The organism is Pseudomonas flavescens (genome assembly GCF_013408425.1).
In the GTDB taxonomy this organism is placed as follows: domain Bacteria; phylum Pseudomonadota; class Gammaproteobacteria; order Pseudomonadales; family Pseudomonadaceae; genus Aquipseudomonas; species Aquipseudomonas fulva_A.
Window position 1 is genome coordinate 5,635,146 of the sequence record NZ_JACBYV010000001.1, and the last position, 20,209, is coordinate 5,655,354.

Genomic DNA, 20,209 nt, shown 5'->3' on the forward strand with positions numbered 1-20,209 from the left:
AGATGAACGCGCTGGTTCACCTAATGATAGAGGGCTATGCGGCAATTATGAATGGCTTGGCTGCAGGCTGGCAGTGCGCGCTCGAATTCCGTGAGATGGCGTCGTTGTGGCTTGTCGTGCAGGCCAGGCGATACTGCGATCCGGGCGGCGCGAGGGGAGAGTGGCGGATGGACACAAACAGCATTTTTTTCATGAGGGTCGGCAAGGCTACAAGCTGTCGCAAGTGCTGGAGCCTTACCGACGTCGTCAGGGTCAGTAGGTGATGCAGACCGACTTCGTCTCGGTGAAACCTTCGATAGCGGCTCGGCCAAACTCCCGACCGATACCAGACTGCTTGTAGCCGCCGAAGGGCAGGTTGGGGTCTACAGGTACGTGATTGTTGACCCACACCGTTCCGGCTTCGATACGCGGGATCAGATCCATCACGCGGCCCAGATCATTGCTCCAGATGCTTGCGGTGAGGCCATAGCGGCTGTCGTTGAGCATGTCCAGTGCCTGCTCGACATCGTCGAACGGCAGCACCGAAAGGACCGGTCCGAAGATTTCTTCCTGCACCGAGGTCATGTGCTGCTGCAGGTTGCTGAGTACCGTGGGTTGCACGAAGTAACCCGGCAGGTCTGGCTTGCCGCCGCCCGTAGTGAACTGCGCACCTTCCCGGCGGGCGATGTCCAGGTAGCGCAGCACGCTATCTTGCTGCTTGCGCGAAACCAGAGCATTGATCTGCGCGTCGGGATCCATGCCAGCGCCGATCTTCAGCGCGGAAACCTGGGCGGTCAGCGCCTCGACGAAATCCTTGTGACGGCTGGCATGCACGTACAGGCGTGAGGCGGCTGCGCACACCTGACCCTGGTTGAGCAGGCCGCCACCGATGGCACCGGCTACAGCCTTGTCGATATCGGCGTCAGCCAGTACCAGCATGGGGTTCTTGCCACCCAGTTCGAGGGTGAAGCGGGTCATGTTGTGCAACGCCGCTACGCCCACTTGCTTGCCCACCGCGGTTGAGCCGGTGAACGACACCTTGTTGACTTTCGGGTGCGCGACCAGTGCCGCTCCGGCCTCCGAACCCTTGCCAATGAGTACGTTGAACACACCTGCCGGTACACCGGCCTCGATGGCCAGCTCGGCCAGGCGCAGCGCAGTCAGTGGCGTCTCGTCGGCGGGCTTGATGATGATGGTGTTACCGCAGGCCAGGGCTGGCATGACCTTCCACAGGGCGATCATCAGCGGGAAGTTCCACGGCACGATACCGGCGATCACCCCGGCTGCCTCGCGGCGTGTATAGGCGTTGAAGCGCGCCCCGGCGGGGACCGGAATCGATACGTCCAGAGTCTGGCCCTCGATCTTGGTCGCCCAACCCGCCATGTATCGCATGTAGTTGAGTGAGGCACCCACTTCGACGGCGCGTGCCAGGTGGATCGACTTGCCCTGATTGAGGGTTTCCAGTTGGGCCAGCTCTTCACCGTGGGCTTCGACCAGATCGGCGAAGCGCAGCAGAATGCGCTCGCGCTGGGCCGGTGCCAGGCCGCTCCATATCCCGGATTTGAAGGCCTGCTGGGCACTCTGCACGATGAGCTCCACCTGATGGGCATCGGCCTGCTGTACGCGGCTGATCACTCTGTTGGTGGCCGGATTGAAGAGATCCTGGTGCGCGCCGGTGCGGGGCTGGCGCTGTTGCCCGTCGATGAACGAGGCATGGGTTCGTGCAAGAAAGGCCTCGACGCTGGCAAGAGTATCGATCTGGGAAGTTGTCACGGGCGGCTCCTGAAACTGGGCAGGTTGATAATTCGCCGATGGCGATCACCTGCTCAGCATAAGCAGGGGCGCCCGAGGTGACTTGACTCTGCCTGCCGGGGTGACATGACTCTGCGTGCATACGCTGGCGATCCGTGAGGCGAGCGGCTGGCCCGTGTCAGAGAGAGGCAAGGCGCGTGGCAAACAGGAGCAAGCGCAGAGTCGCCCGGCTCGTCATAGTCATGGCGTCGCTGCCGCGTGGTGGTTGCGGCGATGTTGGTCCACGTCATTACGCATCTCTTTACCGCCGGCTTGGTCTCTGGCGGTTTTTTTTGCCTGTGCACCCGGCCGGAAACGACAACGCCGCGGCACAGCCACGGCGTTGAGGGGCATGGCGGTTATCGTCAGAACGGTACGGCCACCACCAGTTGGCTGTAGACGTTGGTGCCATTGCCGCCGACCTGATTGCCGCCGCTGCGTTCATCCTTGCTCGGCTGGTACAGGCCCAGCAGCGGGCTGATGATCAGGTGCTCGCTGACCGCCCATTCGGCATAGATGTCCAGCTCCCGGGCATCGAGGTTCAGGGCATTGCTCTTGTGCAGCGTATTGAAGTCGAAGTACAGGGCGCCGAGGGTCAGGTTCTCCAGTGGCGTGACCTTGAAACCGACATGATGCACACCGGTGTTGCTGTTGAAGGGGCCTGAGTAGTTGGCCGCCACCTCGCCCTGGAACCAGGTGCCGTAGCCCGAACTCAGGCCATTGAACAGCGAGTCCCAGCTTTCGGAGTAGCGGCTGTAGCGGTAGGTCAGCTTGGGTGCCCAGGCGATATCGGCGAAGGTATAGCCGGCTTCGGCGTACCAGGCTTTCTCGATGCCGGCCTCCTTGTCCTGCCAGGCGTATTCGAAGCCGAAGCTGGCGTTCTCGATACCGGCGTCGCCTTCACCGCGCAGGCTGTACACATCCATGCCGTCGCGTTGTTGCTGGAATTCGCTGGCCCACTGGTCGGTAACGTCGAGCCCGTGGATCCAGGTCAGGCCGAGGGTGCCGGCCTTGGTGGTGTAGTCCAGGGTTCCGGCAGCCAGCTCGGTTTCCGCCTGGGCACGGTTGTCGGATTTCAGCCACAGCACGCTGCCGTGCAAACCATCCTGACCGCCGAGGCGCAGTACGGCCGTGCGATCGAAGGCATGACGGGCAGCGAGGTAATAGGCACCACCGCGATTCAGCGCGCCGTCGGCCGGGCCGTTGCCCAGGTTGGGGCCGTCATCGTTGAGCAGGAAACCGCTGCCGATCTTGATGATCTGGCGGCCAAACGAGGCATCCACGCCATCCTTGCCGAGCCGCGGGAAGAGGTTCGCCGAGCGCCAGCCCAGGTAGGCTTCCTCGATCTTGGTGGTGCGCTCGGAGCCGTCGGTGTTGCCGGCGGCATCGCCATCGCCCCAGGTACCCGAGCTCACCAGATTGAAGGCGCCGTAAGCCGTGCCTGCACCGGCAAGGCCCTGGTCACCGCTGATGCCATATTTGATGAAGCCTTCGCGCCAGGTCGAGCCACCCGCGGTGCCGTCGTAGTTCTTGCGGCTGTTGAACCAGCCGTAGACGGCCAGCAGATCGGCATTGAGGTGGGTGTCGTCGTCGGCGTATAGCTCGTACGCGTTGACGCCCTGGCTGGTAGCCAGCGTGGCGATGCTCAGGCAGATGGCCTGGGCCAGTGTTGGACGGCGGGTTGGTTGCGCCATGACGAGTGCTCCCCTGTTGCTGTTATCTGTATCCGGAATTTCTGCCGTTCCGGGTTGGCAGTAGTCTGCTGGCAGCGCAGCAGTTGCGTGCCTCGACGGGCCATTAGTCACGCCCGTGGGGAGCCACGTCTTGTCTGTGGCTGCCAGCGTTGTTGACCGCGATGGCCAGCGGGAGGTGTGGGGATGCTGGATGTCAGGCAGCAACAAGAACAGCGGCAGCCAGGGGCAAGACGACCTGCAGGGGCGGGCGCAAAGTGTCCCGTACTGGTCGCTGCAAGCGTTATGTGGTTGGTGATGTGTGCGGTGATCAGGTCGGTCGATCCGCTCACGGTGCCGCAAGAGTGCCGAGAGCCCTAATAATTAAAATCTGCTTTCGAGGTCCACGACGATGTCGACCCACGACAAACTTCATGAGCATCTGAGCCGAGGAACCGTGGGGTTTCCCACGGCCCTCGCCAGCACCATCGGGCTGATCATGGCCAGCCCGGTGATCCTCACAGCCACCATGGGCTTCGGGATCGGCGGCAGCGCTTTCGCCGTGGCGATGCTCATCGCGCTGGTGATGATGCTCGCGCAATCCACCACGTTCGCCGAGGCGGCTTCGATATTGCCCACCACCGGCTCGGTGTATGACTACATCTCCTGTGGCATGGGACGCTTCTTCGCCATTACCGGCACCGTCGCCGCCTACCTGATCGTGCATGTGTTCGCCGGGACGGCGGAAACCATCCTGGCGGGGGTCATGGCGCTGGTGAACTTCGAGCACCTCAATACTCTGGCCGACAGCGCTGGAGGCTCGTGGATGCTGGGCGTGGGATTCGTCATCGTCTTCGGCATCCTCAATGCCTTCGGTGTCAGCGTGTTCGGCAAAGCCGAGGTGTTACTCACCTTCGGGATGTGGACGACCTTGATGATCTTCGGTGTACTGGGGCTGTTGTCGGCACCGGCTGTGGCGCTCGAGGGTTGGTTTGGGGCATCACTGGTAGGCACCGATCTGCTTACCGTCCTGTCGCTGGTGGGCATGGCCATGTTCATGTTCGTCGGCTGCGAATTCGTCACCCCACTGGCTCCTGATCTGCGCCAGTCGCACAAGACCATGCCTCGGGCCATGGCTCTGGGGCTTTTGGGTGTCGCCTCCTGCATGTTCATCTATGGCGCGGCGATGAAGCGCCAGGTCGAGAACGTCCTGCTCGATGAGGCCAGCGGCGTTCATCTGCTGGATACGCCCATGGCCATTCCGCAGTTCGCTCAGCAGGTGATGGGGGATATCGGCCCGGTGTGGTTGGGTATCGGCTTTCTGTTCGCCGGGGCCGCGACCATCAATACGCTGATGGCCGGGGTGCCACGCATCATGTACGGCATGGCGGTGGATGGCGCATTGCCGAAAGTCTTCGCTTATCTGCATCCGCGCTTCAAGACGCCACTGGTGTGCATCGCCGCAGCCATGCTGATTCCCTGTGCGCATGCCGCCTACCTGGGGGGCAATACGGATCATATCGTGCCGCTGATCCTCGCCGCGGTCTGTGCCTGGGGAACCGCCTACCTGCTGGTCACCCTGTCGGTGGTGATCCTGCGCATTCGCCGCCCGGATCTGCCAAGGGCCTACAAGTCACCGTTCTTTCCGCTGCCACAGATCGTTTCCAGCGTGGGCATTCTCATCGGTCTGTGGTTCATCGCTCCGCCAGGCATGGAGCGCAGCGACGTCTACGTACCATTCGCCATCATGCTTGGCCTGACCGCCGTATACGCCCTGTTCTGGACGGTCGTGGTTCAGAAGGTCAATCCGTTCCGCCCGGTGCCGGTCGAGGAAATCCTGGAAAAGGAGTTTCGCAACGAATCGGGTGTGCAGATCAGCGAGTCCTACGCCCATGCTTCGAAGGCTGTCTGATTTCTTCGCCAGGGCCAGTAGCCCCTCCGGCTATCGGCCGGGGGTAACGCTGGAGCACGTGCGTCGCAACCTGGCCGGGCTGGGCTTCGAGAAGCTGGACGGCACCCGGGGGCGTTTCGACGTTCCCGATGCGGGACTGCAGTTCGAGGCCCATGAGCGCACTCATTCGGAGCTGCTCATGCACCTGGTGCTGACCGACTTCGTGCTCAGCGTACCGTCGTGCAAAACCGAGCAGGCCAGGCTGGAGCTGCGCCACAGTGGTGCGATCAGGCGCGCCGGTATCGTTGCCCAGCGTCGCGTTGGCGATGTGCAGGCGGTGGAGGCCGCCATGCTGGCTGACGAGGCGCTCATGGGCGCCCTGATGCCGCTGGATTTCAAGCGCCTGCAGATCGTGCGCAGCGATGGCAACTGGCACGTGTCCCTGGAGCACATGGCCGCCAGTGAGGTGGTCAACCGCATGCCGAGTTTTCGCCGTTACATCCGCCTCGACGACCGCCAGCGAGGCGCGCTGATCGCCGCCCTGAGCCACCTGCAACGCATCCTGCGCAGGCATTGAACGCGCCGCTGCTCTGCACGGCGCGCATTCGTTAACCTCTTATCGAACTGGCATCGAATCTGCATATTTCGCTGCAGAGGAATCCCTGTTGCGCCTCTATCGATAACATGTTAACTATTTAGCGACAAAAACAAATCAGCATCCCCCGGAGGTGCGTATGAACGGCCAGCTCATGGCTCACGAAGGATTGGAGGGTTGGCAAACCGCCCTGCAGGCGATCTGCGGTCAGTTCGAGACCCAGATGGCGTTCAACCGATCCCTGTTCATCGGGGAAATATCGCTGCAGTGTCATGCCGGCCTGCCGATGGCCCACCTGCGTACCAATGCGGGGCTGATCGCCCGAAATTCGATCAAGGCCGATCACGACAATGACCAGAGCTGTTTTCTGGTCAGCCAGCGCAGCGGCTTTTCCCAGATTTCCCAGGATGGCACCAGCATCCAGCTGGCGCCGGGCGACCTGCTGCTGATGGATTCCGTGGGCTCCTGCGAGATCACGCCATTCGGCCTCATCGAGCATGCCTCGCTGTCCTTGCCGCGCCACGAGGTCGAGCGTGTGCTCAAGCACGCCAAGTTCGGCAAGATCAGCACCGCCAGCCCCAGCGGCAAGATGCTGCACATGCTGGTCGATCAGCTCTGCCGAGAGCCGGAAAGCGAGTATGACCAGGGGGGCGAGAGCGAGGCGCTGCGAACTGCGTTCATTTCCCTGCTGGCCCCTGCGCTGTCGCAGGGCTACAAAGAAGCCCTGCCGGCCGACGCACTGCATGGCGCCAATCTGCGCAGCTACGTGCAGAAGATCATCGACGAGTCCCTGACCCAGCCCAATCTCAATCCGGTAGGGCTGGCAGGGCGCCTGAATATCTCCGTGCGCCACCTGTATCGGCTGTTCGAAGAGCAGAACGACAGTGTTTGCCGCTATATCCAGCGCTCGCGTCTCAAGCGCAGCGCGGAAGACCTTTCCAACCACTTCCTGCGCAGCGAGTCGATCACCTCGATCGCCTACAAGTGGGGTTTCACCGACTCGGCGCACTTCAGCCGTGCCTTCAAGAAGCACTTCCAGTTGTCGCCCAAGGAATATCGCGCCATGGCGCTGATGGAGACTGCAGGCGTCGCCTGAAGCCGCCACCGCGTATCCGACGCTCGGCGGATACGCGGCTGGCATCATGCGCAAAGGGTCGCCAGGGTTTCCGGCAAGGTAGCGCCGCCATCGACGATGATGGTCTGCCCGGTGATATAGCGCGCAGCGTCCGAGGCGAGAAACAGCATGGCGCCGGCGATGTCCTCCGGCTCGCCCAGGCGCCCCAGTGGAACCGCCGCAGCGATACGGGCGGCGAGTTGGGCGTCGCCCAGATTATCCATCGCCGGGGTACGGATCATGCCCGGCTCGACACCATTGACCCTCACACCCTGCTTGGCCAGCTCCAGAGCGGCGCTGCGGATGAAGCCGTTGACCCCAGCCTTGGAGGCGGCGTAATGGCTGAGCCCGGGATAGGCCACGCGGGGGCCGGTCACCGATGAGGTGACCAGTACGCAGCCGCTGCCTCGCTGGGTGAACAGTGGCAGAGCGCCCTGGGTCAGCCAGAACAGCGCGCTGAGATTGACGGCCAGGGTGCGTTCCAGCGTTTGCGCATCGATATCGGCGAGTGCTGTCAGCGGAAAGTAGCCTGCGTTATGTACCAGTATGTCGAGCTGCGCGAGGTTGCCCAGCAACTGCAGAGTCGCCTCGCGATCGACGAGATCGAGCCCGCGTGCCGTGACGCTATGGCCCTCTGCGCCCAGGCGCTGCGCGACACGTTGTGCCGTCGGCAGATCGAGGTCGACGATCAGCACCTCGGCGCCAGCACGGGCGAAGCCCTCGACGATGGCCGCGCCGATTCCCTGAGCGCCCCCGGTGACCAGTACGTGGCGCCCGCTGAAGTCATGATTCATGTGGTGATCCCCATATTGGCGAAGGCGAGCGTCGGCACGTCGACGATGCTCGAGCCACCGTCGGCGACGATGCAGGCTCCGGTGATGATCGATGCCTGGTCGCTGATCAGGAAACGGCAGACATTGGCGATTTCATCGGGTGTGGCAGGGCGTCGCAGCGGAACGTTGGCACACACGCGGGCATAGGCGGCATCCAGATCATCGCCATGGTGCTGCATCAGTGGCTGCATTTCCGCATCGGCCATCGGCGTGCGCACCCAGCCCGGGCAGACGCAGTTGACCCGAACGCCAACGGCGCCGTAATCGTTCGCCAGGGAGCGGTTGAGGCCGAGCAGCGCGTGCTTGGCCGTGGTGTAGCCGCAGACCTCGGGGCCTGCAGCGAGGGAGGCGATGGAACCCAGCAGCACGATGCCGCCGCGCCGCTCGATCAACAGGGGCAGGCACGCCCTGGCGCTATAGAAGGCGCTATCCAGGTTACTGCGCAGTGCCGCTTGCCAGGTCGCGTCGTCCGTATCGGTCACACTACCCAGACCGTGCCCGCCGGCGCAGGCCAGCAGGGCGTCGACACCGCCGAAGCGCTCGCGAATTCGTCCGATGAAGCCTGCCCAGGTTTCGCTGCTGGCCGCGTCGCCGACCAGCACCAGGCCACCGGTTTCCTCGGCGACCCGCTGCAGCGGCTCGGCGCGTCGGCCGATCAGAACCAGATTGGCGCCTTCGCCCGCCAACTGACGGGCGCAGGCTTCGCCTATCCCCGTGCCAGCTCCGGTGATGACGACGGTTCTAGTCATCGCCATGCTCCGTGTGGTTGAGCAGGTCGCAATAGGACGCTACCGGGAAATTGGACAGGGTCTCGAAGCCGTCACCGGCGTAGCCGAAGATCTTGCCGTCGCTGCGATGGTTCTTGAGGTCGATCATCACCAGGCCCAGAGTTGGGACGATCTTCTCGCGCCAGACGAACAGGTACAGCTCATCGGTGATCTTGTAGTAGTGACAGCGGTCGGTGTCGCACAGGCCCTGCTCGACGCCTTTCAGGCACTGCCAGGCGTAGTAGTTCTGATTGAGGTAGATGTGTTCGTAGACCTCGGTCGGGCTGTAGCGATAACGGTTGCGGATGCCGACCAGTTCATCGGTTGGCGCATGCGGGCAGGCACCTTCGCGCCAGGGACGATCCAGCGTGCCATGGAAAAACGTCGCTTCGACGCTGGTCAGCGGTTTGCCAGCCAGCGCGCGGGCGTACAGCCCTTCACGGGTTTCGGTGGCGCTCGGCAGTTTGCCGATCACGGCGGTAAAGGACTGGCTGTGGGTATCCAGCACCAGGCTGATCGACCAATCCTGACCCCGCTCGTTCTTGAGAAAGTCGACCAGATAGATGCCTGGGCGGATCGACGTGGCGCGGTAGCTGGCGCTGCCCGTGGAGTGGCCATCGGCGGCATGCCAGTGCAGTCGCTCGGCATCGAAGCGATGCGCGATCTCCCAGCCGTTGGCGAACAACAGCGTGAAGCTTTTGCCAGCCAGCTCGGCGAGGTTCGGCAGGATGAATGCTGCAGGGGCGAAACCGTCGGCCAGGGCGCCTACGGTGATCCAGTCGGATGTCGTGCTCATGATGATCTTCCAGTGGGTTGCGGGAAGTCCATGTTGCGTTGGCCGAGATGCGGCGGGTATCAACCGGATGGTTGATGCCCGCCACCTGTTTCAGCCGTGCAGCGCGTTGATCGGCGGCACGCGTGCCGCCCAGGGTTGGGCCTGTTCGAGCTGTGCCGCCAGCGCGAGCAGGGTGCCCTCCTCGGCGAAGCGCGCGGCGAAATGCGAGCCGATGGGCAGACCGTCCGGCGTCCAGTACAGCGGTACCGACATTGCCGGCTGGCCACTGGCATTGAACAGTGCGGTGAATGGCGAGTAACTGTGGAAGTGCTCGATCAGCGTGGCCAGATCGATACTCTCGTCGAAGACATCCAGGCTGCCGATCAGCGGTGGCTCGCGTGTCAGGGTAGGGGTCAGCACGATGTCGTAGTCGACGAAGAAGTGCGCCAGCCTGCGGCCAAGGGCGTGGATGCCTTCAACGGCGCTTGCATAGCGGGCACCGCTGACACCGCCCTTTTCACGCAGGATCACCCGCGTCCGCGGCTCCAGTTCCTCATTGACCACTGCCCGCCCACGCATCTCGCCGACCAGGTCGAGGTAGCTACGGGTACTGGCGCCGATCACGTCGAATACCTGATCGAGAAACTCCAGTGGCTCGACCGGCAGCACCGCCGGTTCTACATGGTGGCCCAGGGACTCGCACAGTCTTGCCGTATGGCGAACGGCGGCAAGCGCTTGCGGGCCGCTGCTCCAGGGCGCCAGGTTTTCCACCAGGGCGATGCGCAGTCGACGCCGTGGCCGGTGCAGACTGTCGACGAAGGGACCGTCCTGCCAGGGTGCAGCGTAAGGGGCACCCAGGTCGGCACCTGCCGTGATGTCGAGCAGCGCAGCGCTGTCGCGTACCGACAGGGTGATCGCATGGGGTGTGCCCATGCCGGCCCAGCCTTCGCCCACCAGCGGGCCGCTGGGCATGCGACCACGACTGGGCTTGAGGCCGAACACGCCGCAGCACGAAGCCGGTACCCGCAACGAACCACCACCATCGTTGCCGTGGGCGAAGGGCACCACCCGTGCAGCCACCAGTGCCGCTGCGCCGCCACTGGAACCACCCGAGCTGTGTGCTGGATTCCAGGGGTTGCGGGTGGCGCCGAAGCGGGTCGACTCGGTGGTGTACGAAGTGCCGAATTCCGGCGATGTGGTGGTGCCGATGAACTGGCAGCCAGCCTCGCGCAGACGTCCCACCACGGCGTCGTCCAGGCCCAGCCTGGATTCGCCGAGCGCCAGGGAGCCGTTGCTCATCCGCGCTTCGGCGAGTGGCGAAAAAAGGTCCTTGATCAGCGTCGGTACACCAGCGAGTGGCCCATCGACGGGAGCTGCGTTGCGGGCGCTGTCATAGAGCTTTTCGGCTACGGCATTGAGCTGCGGCTCGACCTTTTCCAGGCGGGAGATACTGGCTTCGAGCAGTTCGTTACGGCTAATTTCGCGATTGCCGATCAATTGCGCCAGGCCGGTGGCGTCGTGTCGATCCATGAGGGCGTGGATGTCTTGCATGGTGATCCTCGAACGATGATGGCCACCATGGGCAGTGCCCATGGTGGCGATGGAGGGTATTCAGAGGTGAGTGCCGAGTGCGTCGTGGCGCGGCTTGAACAGGGCCGCCAAGGTCCATGCTGCGGCTGCCACCAGGCTGGCGATGGCCAGCCACTGGATGGCACTTCGCAGGTCGTGGCCGAAGCCGCCGAGCATGGCCACCACCAGCGGGCTGACGAACTGGCCGATGTACAGGCAGGCCGTGAAGATGCCCAGGCCCCGGCCGCGGGTACTGGCGCTCAGGGCGTTCATGACCGGTGCCATGGCGTTGGGTACCAGCAAGCCTGCGCCGAGACCGTGGATGGTCACCGCCAGCAGAACCTCCTGGTAACTCTGCGCCCGCAACAGAAGCCACAGCCCCAGGGCCAGCAGCGTCAGCAGTAGAGCGTTGCAGCCGGCGATGCCCAGGGTTCTGCGCAGCACCGGCCAGGTCAGCGAGCCGCCCAGGGTTGCCAGCAGGCCGAGCCCGGCACAGGCACCGATCATCGTGCTGGAGGTGACGCCCATGCCGACCAGCAGAATGGGGGTCTGCACAGGCACGATGAAGTTGAGGATCATACCGCCGAGAACCAACAGATAACCGACCAGCAGGACGGGGATGGAGACCTGCTCATCTCCTTCGCGGGTGATGCTCGTGGTGGCTGTTCGCGATGGTTCCCAAAGCACGCGGATCATCGCTGGAACCAGCAGCAGCGGTAGCAGGTAAAGGTAAAACGGCAGGCGCCAGGAGTGCTCGCCGAGTACGCCGCCGAGCACGAAGAACAGCGCGCCGACCAAACCGATGGTGACCACCTGCAGGTTGACGAAGCGCATGCGCTCCTCGCCACGCCAGTAGTCGGCGATCAGGGTCGCGCAGCAGGTCATGATCGCGGCCTCGGCGCAACCGAACAGCAGGCGTGCGCCGACGATGCTGGTCAGGTCGTTGAGCAGTGCCGGTACCACACCGAGCACTGCGTACAGCAGCGTGGCGACCACCAGCAGTGCCTTGCGCCCGACCTTGTCGGCAAGCCAGCCGGCAAGTGGCGCGACGATGGCGATGGCCAGTGCCGGGCCGGTAACCGCCAGGGGAACCAGCAGGTCTGCACGTGGATCAACCGGGCCGAACTCGGCGCCGAGTTTGGGCAGAATCGGGGCGACCATTACCGCCCCCATGATGGTCAGGCTGCTGCCCAGCAACAGCACAACCCCTTCACGACGACCGCTGGCCTGACGTGACGGCACCACCGCGGAAACGGATTGTTCTATGGACATGGTGATGGCCTCAGAAACTGTGGGACATGCGCAGGGCGATGGTGTGGCCTTCGGCGCGGTTACGGGCGCCGAACTCCTTGTAGGCGTGCAGCCACACCGGCGGTAAGCCCGGTTTGAAGAAGCTCACAGCCGGGCCGACCGCCAGCACTCGTGCACGGTTGCCGTGATCCAGGTTGGGGCCGTCGTCGTCAGTCAGTTGACGGTAGTAATAACCGCCAAGGCCGACCGTCCATGGGCCTACGTGCTGACCAACCGCGAACTCATGGCGGTACTCGACCCCATTGCGGTAGTCGGTGGCATGGTTGCGGGTGTTGAAGTCCAGCTGGAAGCTGGAGGAGGCTTCGAAGCCGGTATCGCTGATCCAGGTGGCGTTGAGCAGTGGCGACACGGTCCAGTGATTGAGGCCTGGCGATATCAGTCGATCTTCGTCGTAGTCACCGGTGGGGGCCTGGACCTGCAACTGGCTGTTGACGAACAGGTTGCGCGACAGGTTCCACTGCAGGATCAGCGGTATCACCTGCAGGTCCGCCTGGCGGAACACTTCCTCCTGAAAGCGCAAGGGGCCGAACGGCGTGTTGACCTTGAGGCGCGCGTCCATCTGGAAGAACGGCATCACCGCGCCGAAGCCGTATTGGGCGCCGAACAGCTGCTGGTCGGTCATGCGGATGTAGGCCAGACCGACCGACAGGACGTCCAGGGAAAAAGCGTTGTTGACCTTGTCGCCGTGACGATCCTTTTGAACGTTGGTCGAGTAGTACGCGGTGCGAATGCCCAATGTGCCGAACGGCGTGGCTGGCGGCGACATGCCAGCACCGAAATCGTAGACCCCGGCGGGAGTTGTGGGCGAGCCGTTCTCGGTGGCTTCTGCAGGTGTTGAGATAAGTAATGGAAATAGCAGCAAGCCTGATGCGATCAGCGGTGATTTTCTTTCTTTGTGCATGGAAAACCCCTTTTCTTATGTTGGCTGGTACGGGCTCCAGCCTAGGGGCTCTCAATGGCGAGCGTTATCCGATTTCAGCACAGAAACCACGTGCCCGGCGCAGGGTGTCGGAAGGGCGTTCACCGAACAGTTGGCGGTAGTCCGTGGCGAAGCGGCTGAGGTGCCAGAAGCCCCAGTTCGCCGCTACTGCCTGCACCGAGTCGGTGCTGTTGCCCTGACGCAATTGGCGATGCACGGCGTTCAGCCGAAGTGCCCTCAGGTACGCCACCGGGTTGGTGCCCAGGGTTTCCTGAAAGCAGTACTGCAGCTTGCGTCGGCTGGCGCCAATCTGGTTGCACAACTCGAGAATGTTCAAGGGGCGGTCGCGGTTGGCCAGGGCGTAATCGCGGGCGCGGTCGACCATGCGCTTGCGGGCGCTGAGTGGCAGCGGGTGATCGTCTTCGCTGTCCATCAGTTCCAGCAGGTGCATCAGAATGGCATCGCGTATGGCGCCGCGGATGGTGATGTGATCGAGCAGCGCCGTGCCGTTGCCATACTGATCGAGCACGTCACCGAACAGGCGGACCAGCTCCTGCTGATTGGCGTCGCTGAGCAGTCGGTAGCATTTGGGCAAATGCTTCAAGTCGAGCTCGCGCTGCTGGCGCTGCAATGCCTCCTGCAGCGGCTGCTCGTCGATGGCGATGCAGATCAGATCCAGGCCGCCCGGTACGCGCAGCTCCGGCAGTTGCTCGGAGCGGGCCACCAGCAGGCTGGGTTGATGGATCGAGTGGCCGGTGCAGTGAAAGTGCGGGTCTGCGCTTAGCGGCATGCTGAAGGTGATCGCACCGGGCCAGGCCGCACCATTCTTGACCATTGCCTGGCTGGCACGGTCGCGAATCAGCTGCATGCCACTGAGGTGGATCTCGGTCAGCTCACCATTGAATTGGCCGGCGCCGAGCTGGTCGTAGCGCAGCTGCCAGCCTTGCAGGCTCTGGGCATGCTCCTCGATGTCCTGGGTTTGCCGGTAGTGCACGAGGTTGTCTGCGATGGCAGCCACGGATCCGGGATTACTGCTGACGACGGCATGACTGTGCATTTTCGAAACCCTTTCACGACGACCGCTGATATTGCCGTGAACAGGCAATTTTCGTTCCTTCGGGCTGTTGAGGAGCGAGCTTTGCCGAAAACGGATAAAGCCCGCCAGCGCAGGGCTGTAGCCTGGCAGTCAGGGCCAAGAACAGTGGCAAGGCGGAACAAGCATCGGTGTCCGGCAGCGCGTAAGAAAGGGCTCGCCAATCACCCTGGGAGCGTCTCGTCATGCTTAGAAGCTGGTTCAACAAACCGTCACCGCAGGACAGTGCGGTGCCTGTGATTGTTACCGAAGTACCACTTGCACCGCCGAGCGCGACACAGTGGCTGTCGCGGCGCCTACTGGAACTGCTGAGCAGTCTTACCGGCGCTGTCGCCACGGGCTTGGACAGCTCCCGTCAGGCTTGTATCGAAATTCACCGCAGGGGCCAGCAAATGGAGCACGCATTGGCCGACTCGGCCGGGCACATGAGCCAGAGCAGTGCGTTGGCCGAAGCCATGCAGCGGGCGTTGAGCGAACACCTGCAGCAGGTGGAGCGCGATATTCGTCAGCATCTGGATGACGTGGCCGTGCAGATCACCACCAAATCCGACGAGGTGATCACGGTGCTGAGCGACATTGGCGATATCGCCAAGCAGGTCAACCTGCTGGCGCTCAATGCGGCCATCGAGTCGGCCCGGGCCGGGGAGGCAGGGCGGGGGTTTGCAGTGGTTGCCGACGAGGTGCGCAAACTGGCGCAGCGCACTCTGCTCAGTGCCCGCGATGCGACCGAGCGCATGGACCTCAGTCACCTGCAGAAACGCATGAACAGCGTGTCGTCCCATAGCCAGGGTAGCTTCGACCTGCTGACTCGCCGCCTGAACGATTCGCTGGGGCAGATGAACGCACTGTTCGCCACCGTCAGCGGTAACGTCGGAGGTCTGCAGCAGACCAACCGGGTTATTTTGGAAAGTGCCCCGCAGCTGGAGCAGCGGTTGGGCTACCTGCTGGGGCTTGCCGAGCGTGCCGCCAGTCTGGGGCGCGGCGCCGCACAGGTGCTGGCCAAGGATGCTGCGTTGCCGGAGCAAGGCCTGCAGCGGCTGCTTGCCGAGCAGCACATCGCCATCCGCCCCGATCAGGATCGCCTGGCCGACGTGCTCCAGCGTGGCCGCCTGCGGGTGGCCATCGAGCCACAGCTGGTCGGTTTGTCGTTTCGCCAGCGGCCTGGCGAACCGTTGCGTGGCATGGATGCCGATTACGTCAGAGCCTTCGCGCAGTGGCTCGGCGTCGAGGTGGAGTTCGTCGAGTATGGCTGGGAGCAGTGCATGTCGTTGCTGGCCTTTGGCCGTCGCCCGGCGGAGGCACCGGCCGACCTGATGTGGAGCGCGCTGCCTGCTTCGCCTGCTTTCGAGGATCTGGCGTTTTCCCGCCCCTACAGTTTCGCTCCGCTGATTCTCGCGCGCCGCAAGGGTGACGAGCGCATCGGCGGTCTGGCCGACCTGCAGGGGCGGGTGCTCGGTTGCGGAAACGATCCCGTGGCCCTGGAAACCCTGGCCCAGCTGGGTGTGCGCTGGCCCGCCAATCGCCACATGCCCGGTGGCCGTGTCGAGCTGGCCAATCTGATGGTGTTCTCCGATCAGACCCGTATCCATGACGCCCTGGCTGAAGGCGTGGTGGATGCCTTCACCGTCGAGCGGCCGATCTATCACTGGGCCGCTACCCATCGCCAGAGCCGCTGGTTCGGCAAGCTGGACATATTGCCGCAACCGCTTGGTGATCGACTTTGGTGCTACAGCGTCGGGGTGGCCAGGCGGGCGGAAAACGCCAGGTTGCTGGCCAAGGTCAATGAGTTCCTCGTGCAGTTCCAGGACAGTCCGCGGCGCAAGGAAATCGAAACCAACTGGCAGGGCGGAGCACTGACTCCACCCGCGGGCAGCTTCGAACTCAAAGGTGTTGTGGATGCCAGTGAGCTGGCCCGTCTACCGTGCTGAGAACGATCAGGCAGGCGACCCGAATCCGCGGCGCCTGCGACGGGTTAGGGCCCCGGCAGCCCAGGCCTGGTTTCAGAGAAACAGGCTGCTGATCAATTCGGTGCGGTTGCTCACACCGAGCTTGCGATAGAGATGCAGCAAGTGCGTCTTGATCGTCGGCAGCCCAAGGCCCAGCTGGCGCGCGAGGAGTTTGTTCGGCAGGCCGTCGCGCAGCAGCAGGGCAAGCTCGCGCTCCCGCGGTGTGAGCGCCTTCAGGCGATCGCCGGCACTCTGTGGCTGGCTGCGCGCAGCCAGCTCCATCAGACCATGCAGGGGCAGCAGGCACTGCAGTTCTTCGGGGCGAAAAGGCCCCAGGTGGGCGCCGCGCAACAGCGAGACGCCAGCGCTCGGCTTGCCATCGACATGGGCGATGATTTCCACCACGTCCACCACGGCATGATGCTGCAGAAAGCGGCGGTATTGACGGTTGTCTGCCTCGCTCTGCTGCGCCAGGCCCGTGCGCAACGGTACCACCGGCAGGCCGGCGGCCTGGCAATGGTCGGGGCGTAGCGGGTCGACATGGCGATAGTGGCGCAGATAGGCATCGTGCATGGGTTCGAGCATGTCCAGCAGGATGAAGTCGTACGCCTGCAGGTGTGCATCGATACGGTAGAACGCACCTTGCGAGGCGGGCACCACCTGGCGGAAGGCATTGAGGCAATGGCGACCGAAGTCGCCGCAGGACCCGCTGGCAGGTGGATGCATGGCGTGTCCTCGGCAAATGAGGCGCCAGCCGAGGCTGGCGCAGCTGGATCAGGCGACCGCGTAGTAGTGTTTGACGAAGCTGTCGCTGACGATTTCCCACAGCACGGGCGTGCCCTTGGTCACGAACCAGGTGTCGCCGGTCTTGAAGCGACTGGTCTGGCCGGTGGATTCGTCGGTCAGCAGCACTTCACCGGTGACGACCGTGGCCTGCTCGCTGAACGGATAAGTCATGCGGAACTTGCCCTTGGTGGTGCCGAAGTAGGCCGAGCTGACCGGGTCGGTCGGCGCGCCGGCGGTCATCTTGCCGAAACACCTGACTTCGCCTTCGAGGATTTCCGAGCCGAGATCGACAACGGTGCCCCAGGCATCCAGCTGGTCGAGGGTGATGCCGTTCTTGATGGCAGTGAGGGACATGGGTGGTTGCTCCTGTTAGAGGGTGTGAATGCTTCGATGAGCAAGTACCTGTGATGGCCTTGCCCGGTATCAGCGGCGACCGTTCCAGTAGCCGGACAGTTGGTGCAGGGTCTTGCCGCCGGTAAGCAGCAGAGGGCGGAAGTGATCCTTGCCGATGACCTTGATGCGGCGCACCGAACTGACCAGGTCGTAGCGCGCGGAGCCTTCGCTCATACCCTCTGCCAGCACCTTGCAGATGATGTGACTGGGCGTGACACCGAACCCCGAGTAGCCCTGCACGAAGAAGGCGTTGGGGCGACCCGGCAGGCTGCCTATCTGCGGAAACAGATTCGGGCTGGTAGCCATCGGGCCGCCCCAGGCCAGGTCGATCTTCACGTCCTTGAGGTAAGGGAAGATCTTCAGCATCAGGTTGCGGTTCCAGGCCTTGAGGTCGTTCGGGATGTGTTCGATGAAAGGCGTGGCGGCCCCGAACAGCAGCCGGTTCTCCTTGGTGACGCGGTAGTAGTCGATGACCGGGCGGATGTCGCTGTAAGCACCGCGGATCGGGCTGATGCGCTGGATCATCTCGTCCGACAGCGGCTCGGTCATGATCTGGAAGGCGTAGGTGTTGATGGTGCTGCGGTGCAGCTCCGGTTCCAGTTTGTTGAGGAAACTGTCACAGGCCCACAGTAGTTTGCTGGCCTTGACCGAGCCCTTGCCGGTGCGCACGGTGATGCGCTCGCCGTAGGTCACTTCCAATGCCGGGCTGTACTCGAAGATCCTCACGCCATGGCTGCTCAGGGCCTTGGCCTCGCCCAGCAACAGGTTCAGCGAATGCACGTGACCGCCGCCCATGTGCAGCAAGGCGCTGCCATAGGCATCGGAGCCGATGATCTGCTTGACCTCGGAGCCACCCAGAAAACGGATTTCATGCGGCGAGCCGAGGGATTTGAATTCCTTCTCCCAGGTGCGCAGGGTCTTTTCCTGGCGCGCGTTGAAGCCCAGGTAACCATAACCGTGGCAGAAGTCGGCATCGATCTCGTACTTGGCGATCCGGTCCTTGATGATGTCGGCACCCATGTCGCTGATCTCGAAAATCTGCCGCAGGCCGTCTTCGCCTACGTCCTTGCGGATCTTCTCCATGTCGTGACCGATGCCGGCCATGATCTGCCCGCCATTGCGCCCGGTGCCGCCGAAGCCGAGGTAGCGCGCTTCCAGCACGACGATATTGGTGATGCCTTTCTCCGCCAGCTCCAGCGCCGTGTTGATGCCGGAGAAACCACCGCCGATCACGACTACATCCGCCTCCAGATCCTGATCCAGTGAAGGAAAGCTGAGGTCGTACTTCTTGGTAGCGGTGTAGTAGGTAGGTGTTTCGATGTTGATCATGGCAACGACCTGGAAACGGTGAGAGATACCTGCGTTGAGGGATAGTAGTCCCCTGCACCCCCTGTGCGTCTTGTCCCTGTCTGTCGTCAGTCTTGACCGGGACTGACAAGGCGCCTCGCGCTGCTCTCGCCCGCCTGGCGCAGCGTCCTCGCGCGCGCGAGGGTGCCCCGTGTGCACGACTCATCGAGCGCTTGAGAAACCAGTGCCGGATGGTGTGCGTTCGTCGTGATCGTGCAAGGCCGTGAACAGATTAACGACAGGGCGGGGGTGTGATGGCCCTGGCACGCCGGTGCAAAAGCCTGGCAGGCACGTGCATGACCGCTGGCGTTTCGCTGTTTCAAATGGCGATGCCTGCCTCGTCATGGCGTAAGCTGGCGGCCTGGTTAAATTATTAACGAATCATCATTGCCTGAGATCATGTCGAGCCCACGTCTTTCCCTGACCCTTACCCTGTTGCAGGCCCGCGAGTCGGCCATGCGTTTCTTTCGTCCTCAACTCAATCTGCACGGGCTCACCGAACAGCAATGGCGGGTGATTCGCATCCTGCGTCAGCAGGGCGAGCTGGAGAGCCATCAGCTGGCGCGTCTGGCCTGCATTCTCAAACCGAGCATGAGTGGCGTGCTGGTGCGTCTCGAACGCGATGGCATGGTCTGCCGGCGCAAGATGAGCGAAGACCAACGCCGCGTGCTGGTCGGGCTGACGGAAAAGGGCGAGCAATGTTTCCAGGCCATGAGCGTGGAAATGGAGCGTAACTATCAGCGTATCGAGGAGCAGATCGGCGCGGAAAAATTCGCCCTGTTGCTGGATCTGCTCAAGGATCTGAAAGCGGTCAAGCCCTGATCGCGTGCAGGCCGCGCGCTGCTGGCCGTGACGGCACAGCATCGCCATTCACTGCAGCGGGGCGTTGAACTGCTCTGCGACAAAGCGCTGCAGGGTCGCCGCAGCAGCGTCGTAATCCCCCTCTCTGGCCTGTGCCAGTGCCTCGACCTGAACGCGCTCCTGTTCGATCACATAGGCCCAGAACGCCTGAGTCTCTGCGTCGCCCGGGCGCGGTACGGCCTGCCGCTCGGCAAGGTAGTCGGCCGTGGCATTGGCCAGCATCTTCACGAACGCCTTTTCCTGCAGCCAGGAGAATGCCAGTGAGGCCTGAGCCTTGAAGCCGCCACTGCGTGTTCGCTGCAGATCATGGCGGCGGGCTTGAGCCTGGTAGCGAGGCAACTGGGCGGCCTCGAGCACCGCATAGGCACTCCAGAACCGACCTTGCGCGGTGCCGGCGTGGCGCTCAGCCAATGCCGGTACTACGTCGAGGGCAACCGCTCGGTTGTCCAGCTCCTTGTCCAGCGCAGCGAGATAGGCCGCATCGTCCGCCACGGCCGGACGTACCAGCGCCAGCAGGCACAGCATGTGGACAAGGTGTTTCAGGGGCTGGCGCAGCATCGAGAAATCTC

The 20,209-nt window shown here is 63.2% G+C and carries 18 protein-coding genes; 5 read left to right on the forward strand and 13 right to left on the reverse strand.

What is annotated here, in order from left to right:
* Positions 1-252 precede the first annotated feature (252 nt).
* Together FHR27_RS25150 and FHR27_RS25155 are read right to left on the reverse strand one after the other, a co-directional pair.
* Complete coding sequence (locus tag FHR27_RS25150) at positions 253-1,752, reverse strand: aldehyde dehydrogenase family protein (protein ID WP_042554715.1); 1,500 nt, start codon at positions 1,750-1,752, stop codon at positions 253-255.
* Positions 1,753-2,135: 383 nt separating this feature from the next.
* Positions 2,136-3,464, reverse strand: a complete 1,329-nt coding sequence (locus FHR27_RS25155; RefSeq protein ID WP_179539863.1) for a hypothetical protein — start codon at positions 3,462-3,464, stop codon at positions 2,136-2,138.
* A gap of 388 nt (positions 3,465-3,852) precedes the next feature.
* Between FHR27_RS25155 and FHR27_RS25160 the strand changes: the two genes are divergently transcribed.
* The 3 genes from FHR27_RS25160 (at position 3,853) to feaR (ending at position 7,022) form a co-directional block, all read left to right on the forward strand.
* Positions 3,853-5,352 (forward strand): APC family permease, encoded by a 1,500-nt coding sequence (locus FHR27_RS25160; protein WP_179539864.1) that lies wholly within the window; start codon positions 3,853-3,855, stop codon positions 5,350-5,352.
* Positions 5,333-5,908: a DUF3156 family protein gene (locus tag FHR27_RS25165; protein WP_179539865.1), complete on the forward strand. Its 576-nt coding sequence runs from the start codon at positions 5,333-5,335 to the stop codon at positions 5,906-5,908. The genes FHR27_RS25160 and FHR27_RS25165 overlap by 20 nt, the downstream gene beginning before the upstream one ends.
* Positions 5,909-6,065: 157 nt before the next feature.
* The gene (gene feaR, locus FHR27_RS25170) at positions 6,066-7,022 is read left to right on the forward strand and encodes a transcriptional regulator FeaR (protein WP_179539866.1); all 957 of its coding nucleotides are present in this window, start codon (positions 6,066-6,068) and stop codon (positions 7,020-7,022) included.
* Positions 7,023-7,066: 44 nt separating this feature from the next.
* On the opposite strand, the gene FHR27_RS25175 is transcribed toward feaR, so the two are convergent.
* The 7 genes from FHR27_RS25175 to FHR27_RS25205 form a co-directional block, all read right to left on the reverse strand.
* A complete protein-coding gene (locus tag FHR27_RS25175) occupies positions 7,067-7,834 on the reverse strand; it encodes an SDR family oxidoreductase (protein ID WP_042554720.1) in 768 nt (255 codons plus the stop codon).
* Positions 7,831-8,628: an SDR family NAD(P)-dependent oxidoreductase gene (locus FHR27_RS25180; protein ID WP_179539867.1), complete on the reverse strand. Its 798-nt coding sequence runs from the start codon at positions 8,626-8,628 to the stop codon at positions 7,831-7,833. Before FHR27_RS25180 ends, FHR27_RS25175 begins: the two co-directional genes overlap by 4 nt.
* Entirely contained in the window at positions 8,615-9,436 is an 822-nt protein-coding gene (locus FHR27_RS25185; protein ID WP_042554722.1) for a molybdenum cofactor biosynthesis F family protein, read from the reverse strand. The genes FHR27_RS25180 and FHR27_RS25185 overlap by 14 nt, the downstream gene beginning before the upstream one ends.
* Before the next feature lie 90 nt (positions 9,437-9,526).
* Positions 9,527-10,966 carry an amidase gene (locus tag FHR27_RS25190; RefSeq protein WP_042554723.1) on the reverse strand — a complete coding sequence of 480 codons (1,440 nt, stop codon included), beginning with the start codon at positions 10,964-10,966 and terminating at the stop codon, positions 9,527-9,529.
* Between the two features lie 60 nt (positions 10,967-11,026).
* On the reverse strand, positions 11,027-12,256 hold the full coding sequence (locus FHR27_RS25195) for an MFS transporter (RefSeq protein WP_179539868.1): 1,230 nt from the start codon (positions 12,254-12,256) through the stop codon (positions 11,027-11,029).
* Between the two features lie 10 nt (positions 12,257-12,266).
* Complete coding sequence (locus FHR27_RS25200; RefSeq protein WP_179539869.1) at positions 12,267-13,196, reverse strand: SphA family protein; 930 nt, start codon at positions 13,194-13,196, stop codon at positions 12,267-12,269.
* A gap of 64 nt (positions 13,197-13,260) precedes the next feature.
* Entirely contained in the window at positions 13,261-14,271 is a 1,011-nt protein-coding gene (locus tag FHR27_RS25205) for a helix-turn-helix domain-containing protein (protein ID WP_179539870.1), read from the reverse strand.
* A gap of 428 nt (positions 14,272-14,699) precedes the next feature.
* Here FHR27_RS25205 and FHR27_RS25210 point away from each other — a divergent pair, with 428 nt between their 5' ends.
* Positions 14,700-16,235: a methyl-accepting chemotaxis protein gene (locus FHR27_RS25210; protein WP_218878533.1), complete on the forward strand. Its 1,536-nt coding sequence runs from the start codon at positions 14,700-14,702 to the stop codon at positions 16,233-16,235.
* Between the two features lie 72 nt (positions 16,236-16,307).
* Here FHR27_RS25210 and FHR27_RS25215 read toward each other — a convergent pair whose 3' ends face one another.
* From FHR27_RS25215 to FHR27_RS25225, 3 genes are all read right to left on the reverse strand, one after another.
* Positions 16,308-16,979: a helix-turn-helix transcriptional regulator gene (locus FHR27_RS25215; RefSeq protein ID WP_179539872.1), complete on the reverse strand. Its 672-nt coding sequence runs from the start codon at positions 16,977-16,979 to the stop codon at positions 16,308-16,310.
* 48 nt (positions 16,980-17,027) lie between these two features.
* Positions 17,028-17,393 (reverse strand): cupin domain-containing protein, encoded by a 366-nt coding sequence (locus tag FHR27_RS25220; RefSeq protein ID WP_179539873.1) that lies wholly within the window; start codon positions 17,391-17,393, stop codon positions 17,028-17,030.
* A gap of 69 nt (positions 17,394-17,462) precedes the next feature.
* Complete coding sequence (locus FHR27_RS25225; protein ID WP_179539874.1) at positions 17,463-18,761, reverse strand: NAD(P)/FAD-dependent oxidoreductase; 1,299 nt, start codon at positions 18,759-18,761, stop codon at positions 17,463-17,465.
* 417 nt (positions 18,762-19,178) lie between these two features.
* On the opposite strand from FHR27_RS25225, the gene hpaR reads away from it, so the two are divergent.
* Entirely contained in the window at positions 19,179-19,601 is a 423-nt protein-coding gene (hpaR, locus tag FHR27_RS25230) for a homoprotocatechuate degradation operon regulator HpaR (RefSeq protein WP_042554977.1), read from the forward strand.
* Positions 19,602-19,649: 48 nt separating this feature from the next.
* Here hpaR and FHR27_RS25235 read toward each other — a convergent pair whose 3' ends face one another.
* A complete protein-coding gene (locus FHR27_RS25235; protein ID WP_179539875.1) occupies positions 19,650-20,198 on the reverse strand; it encodes a hypothetical protein in 549 nt (182 codons plus the stop codon).
* Between the last annotated feature and the right edge of the window lie 11 nt (positions 20,199-20,209).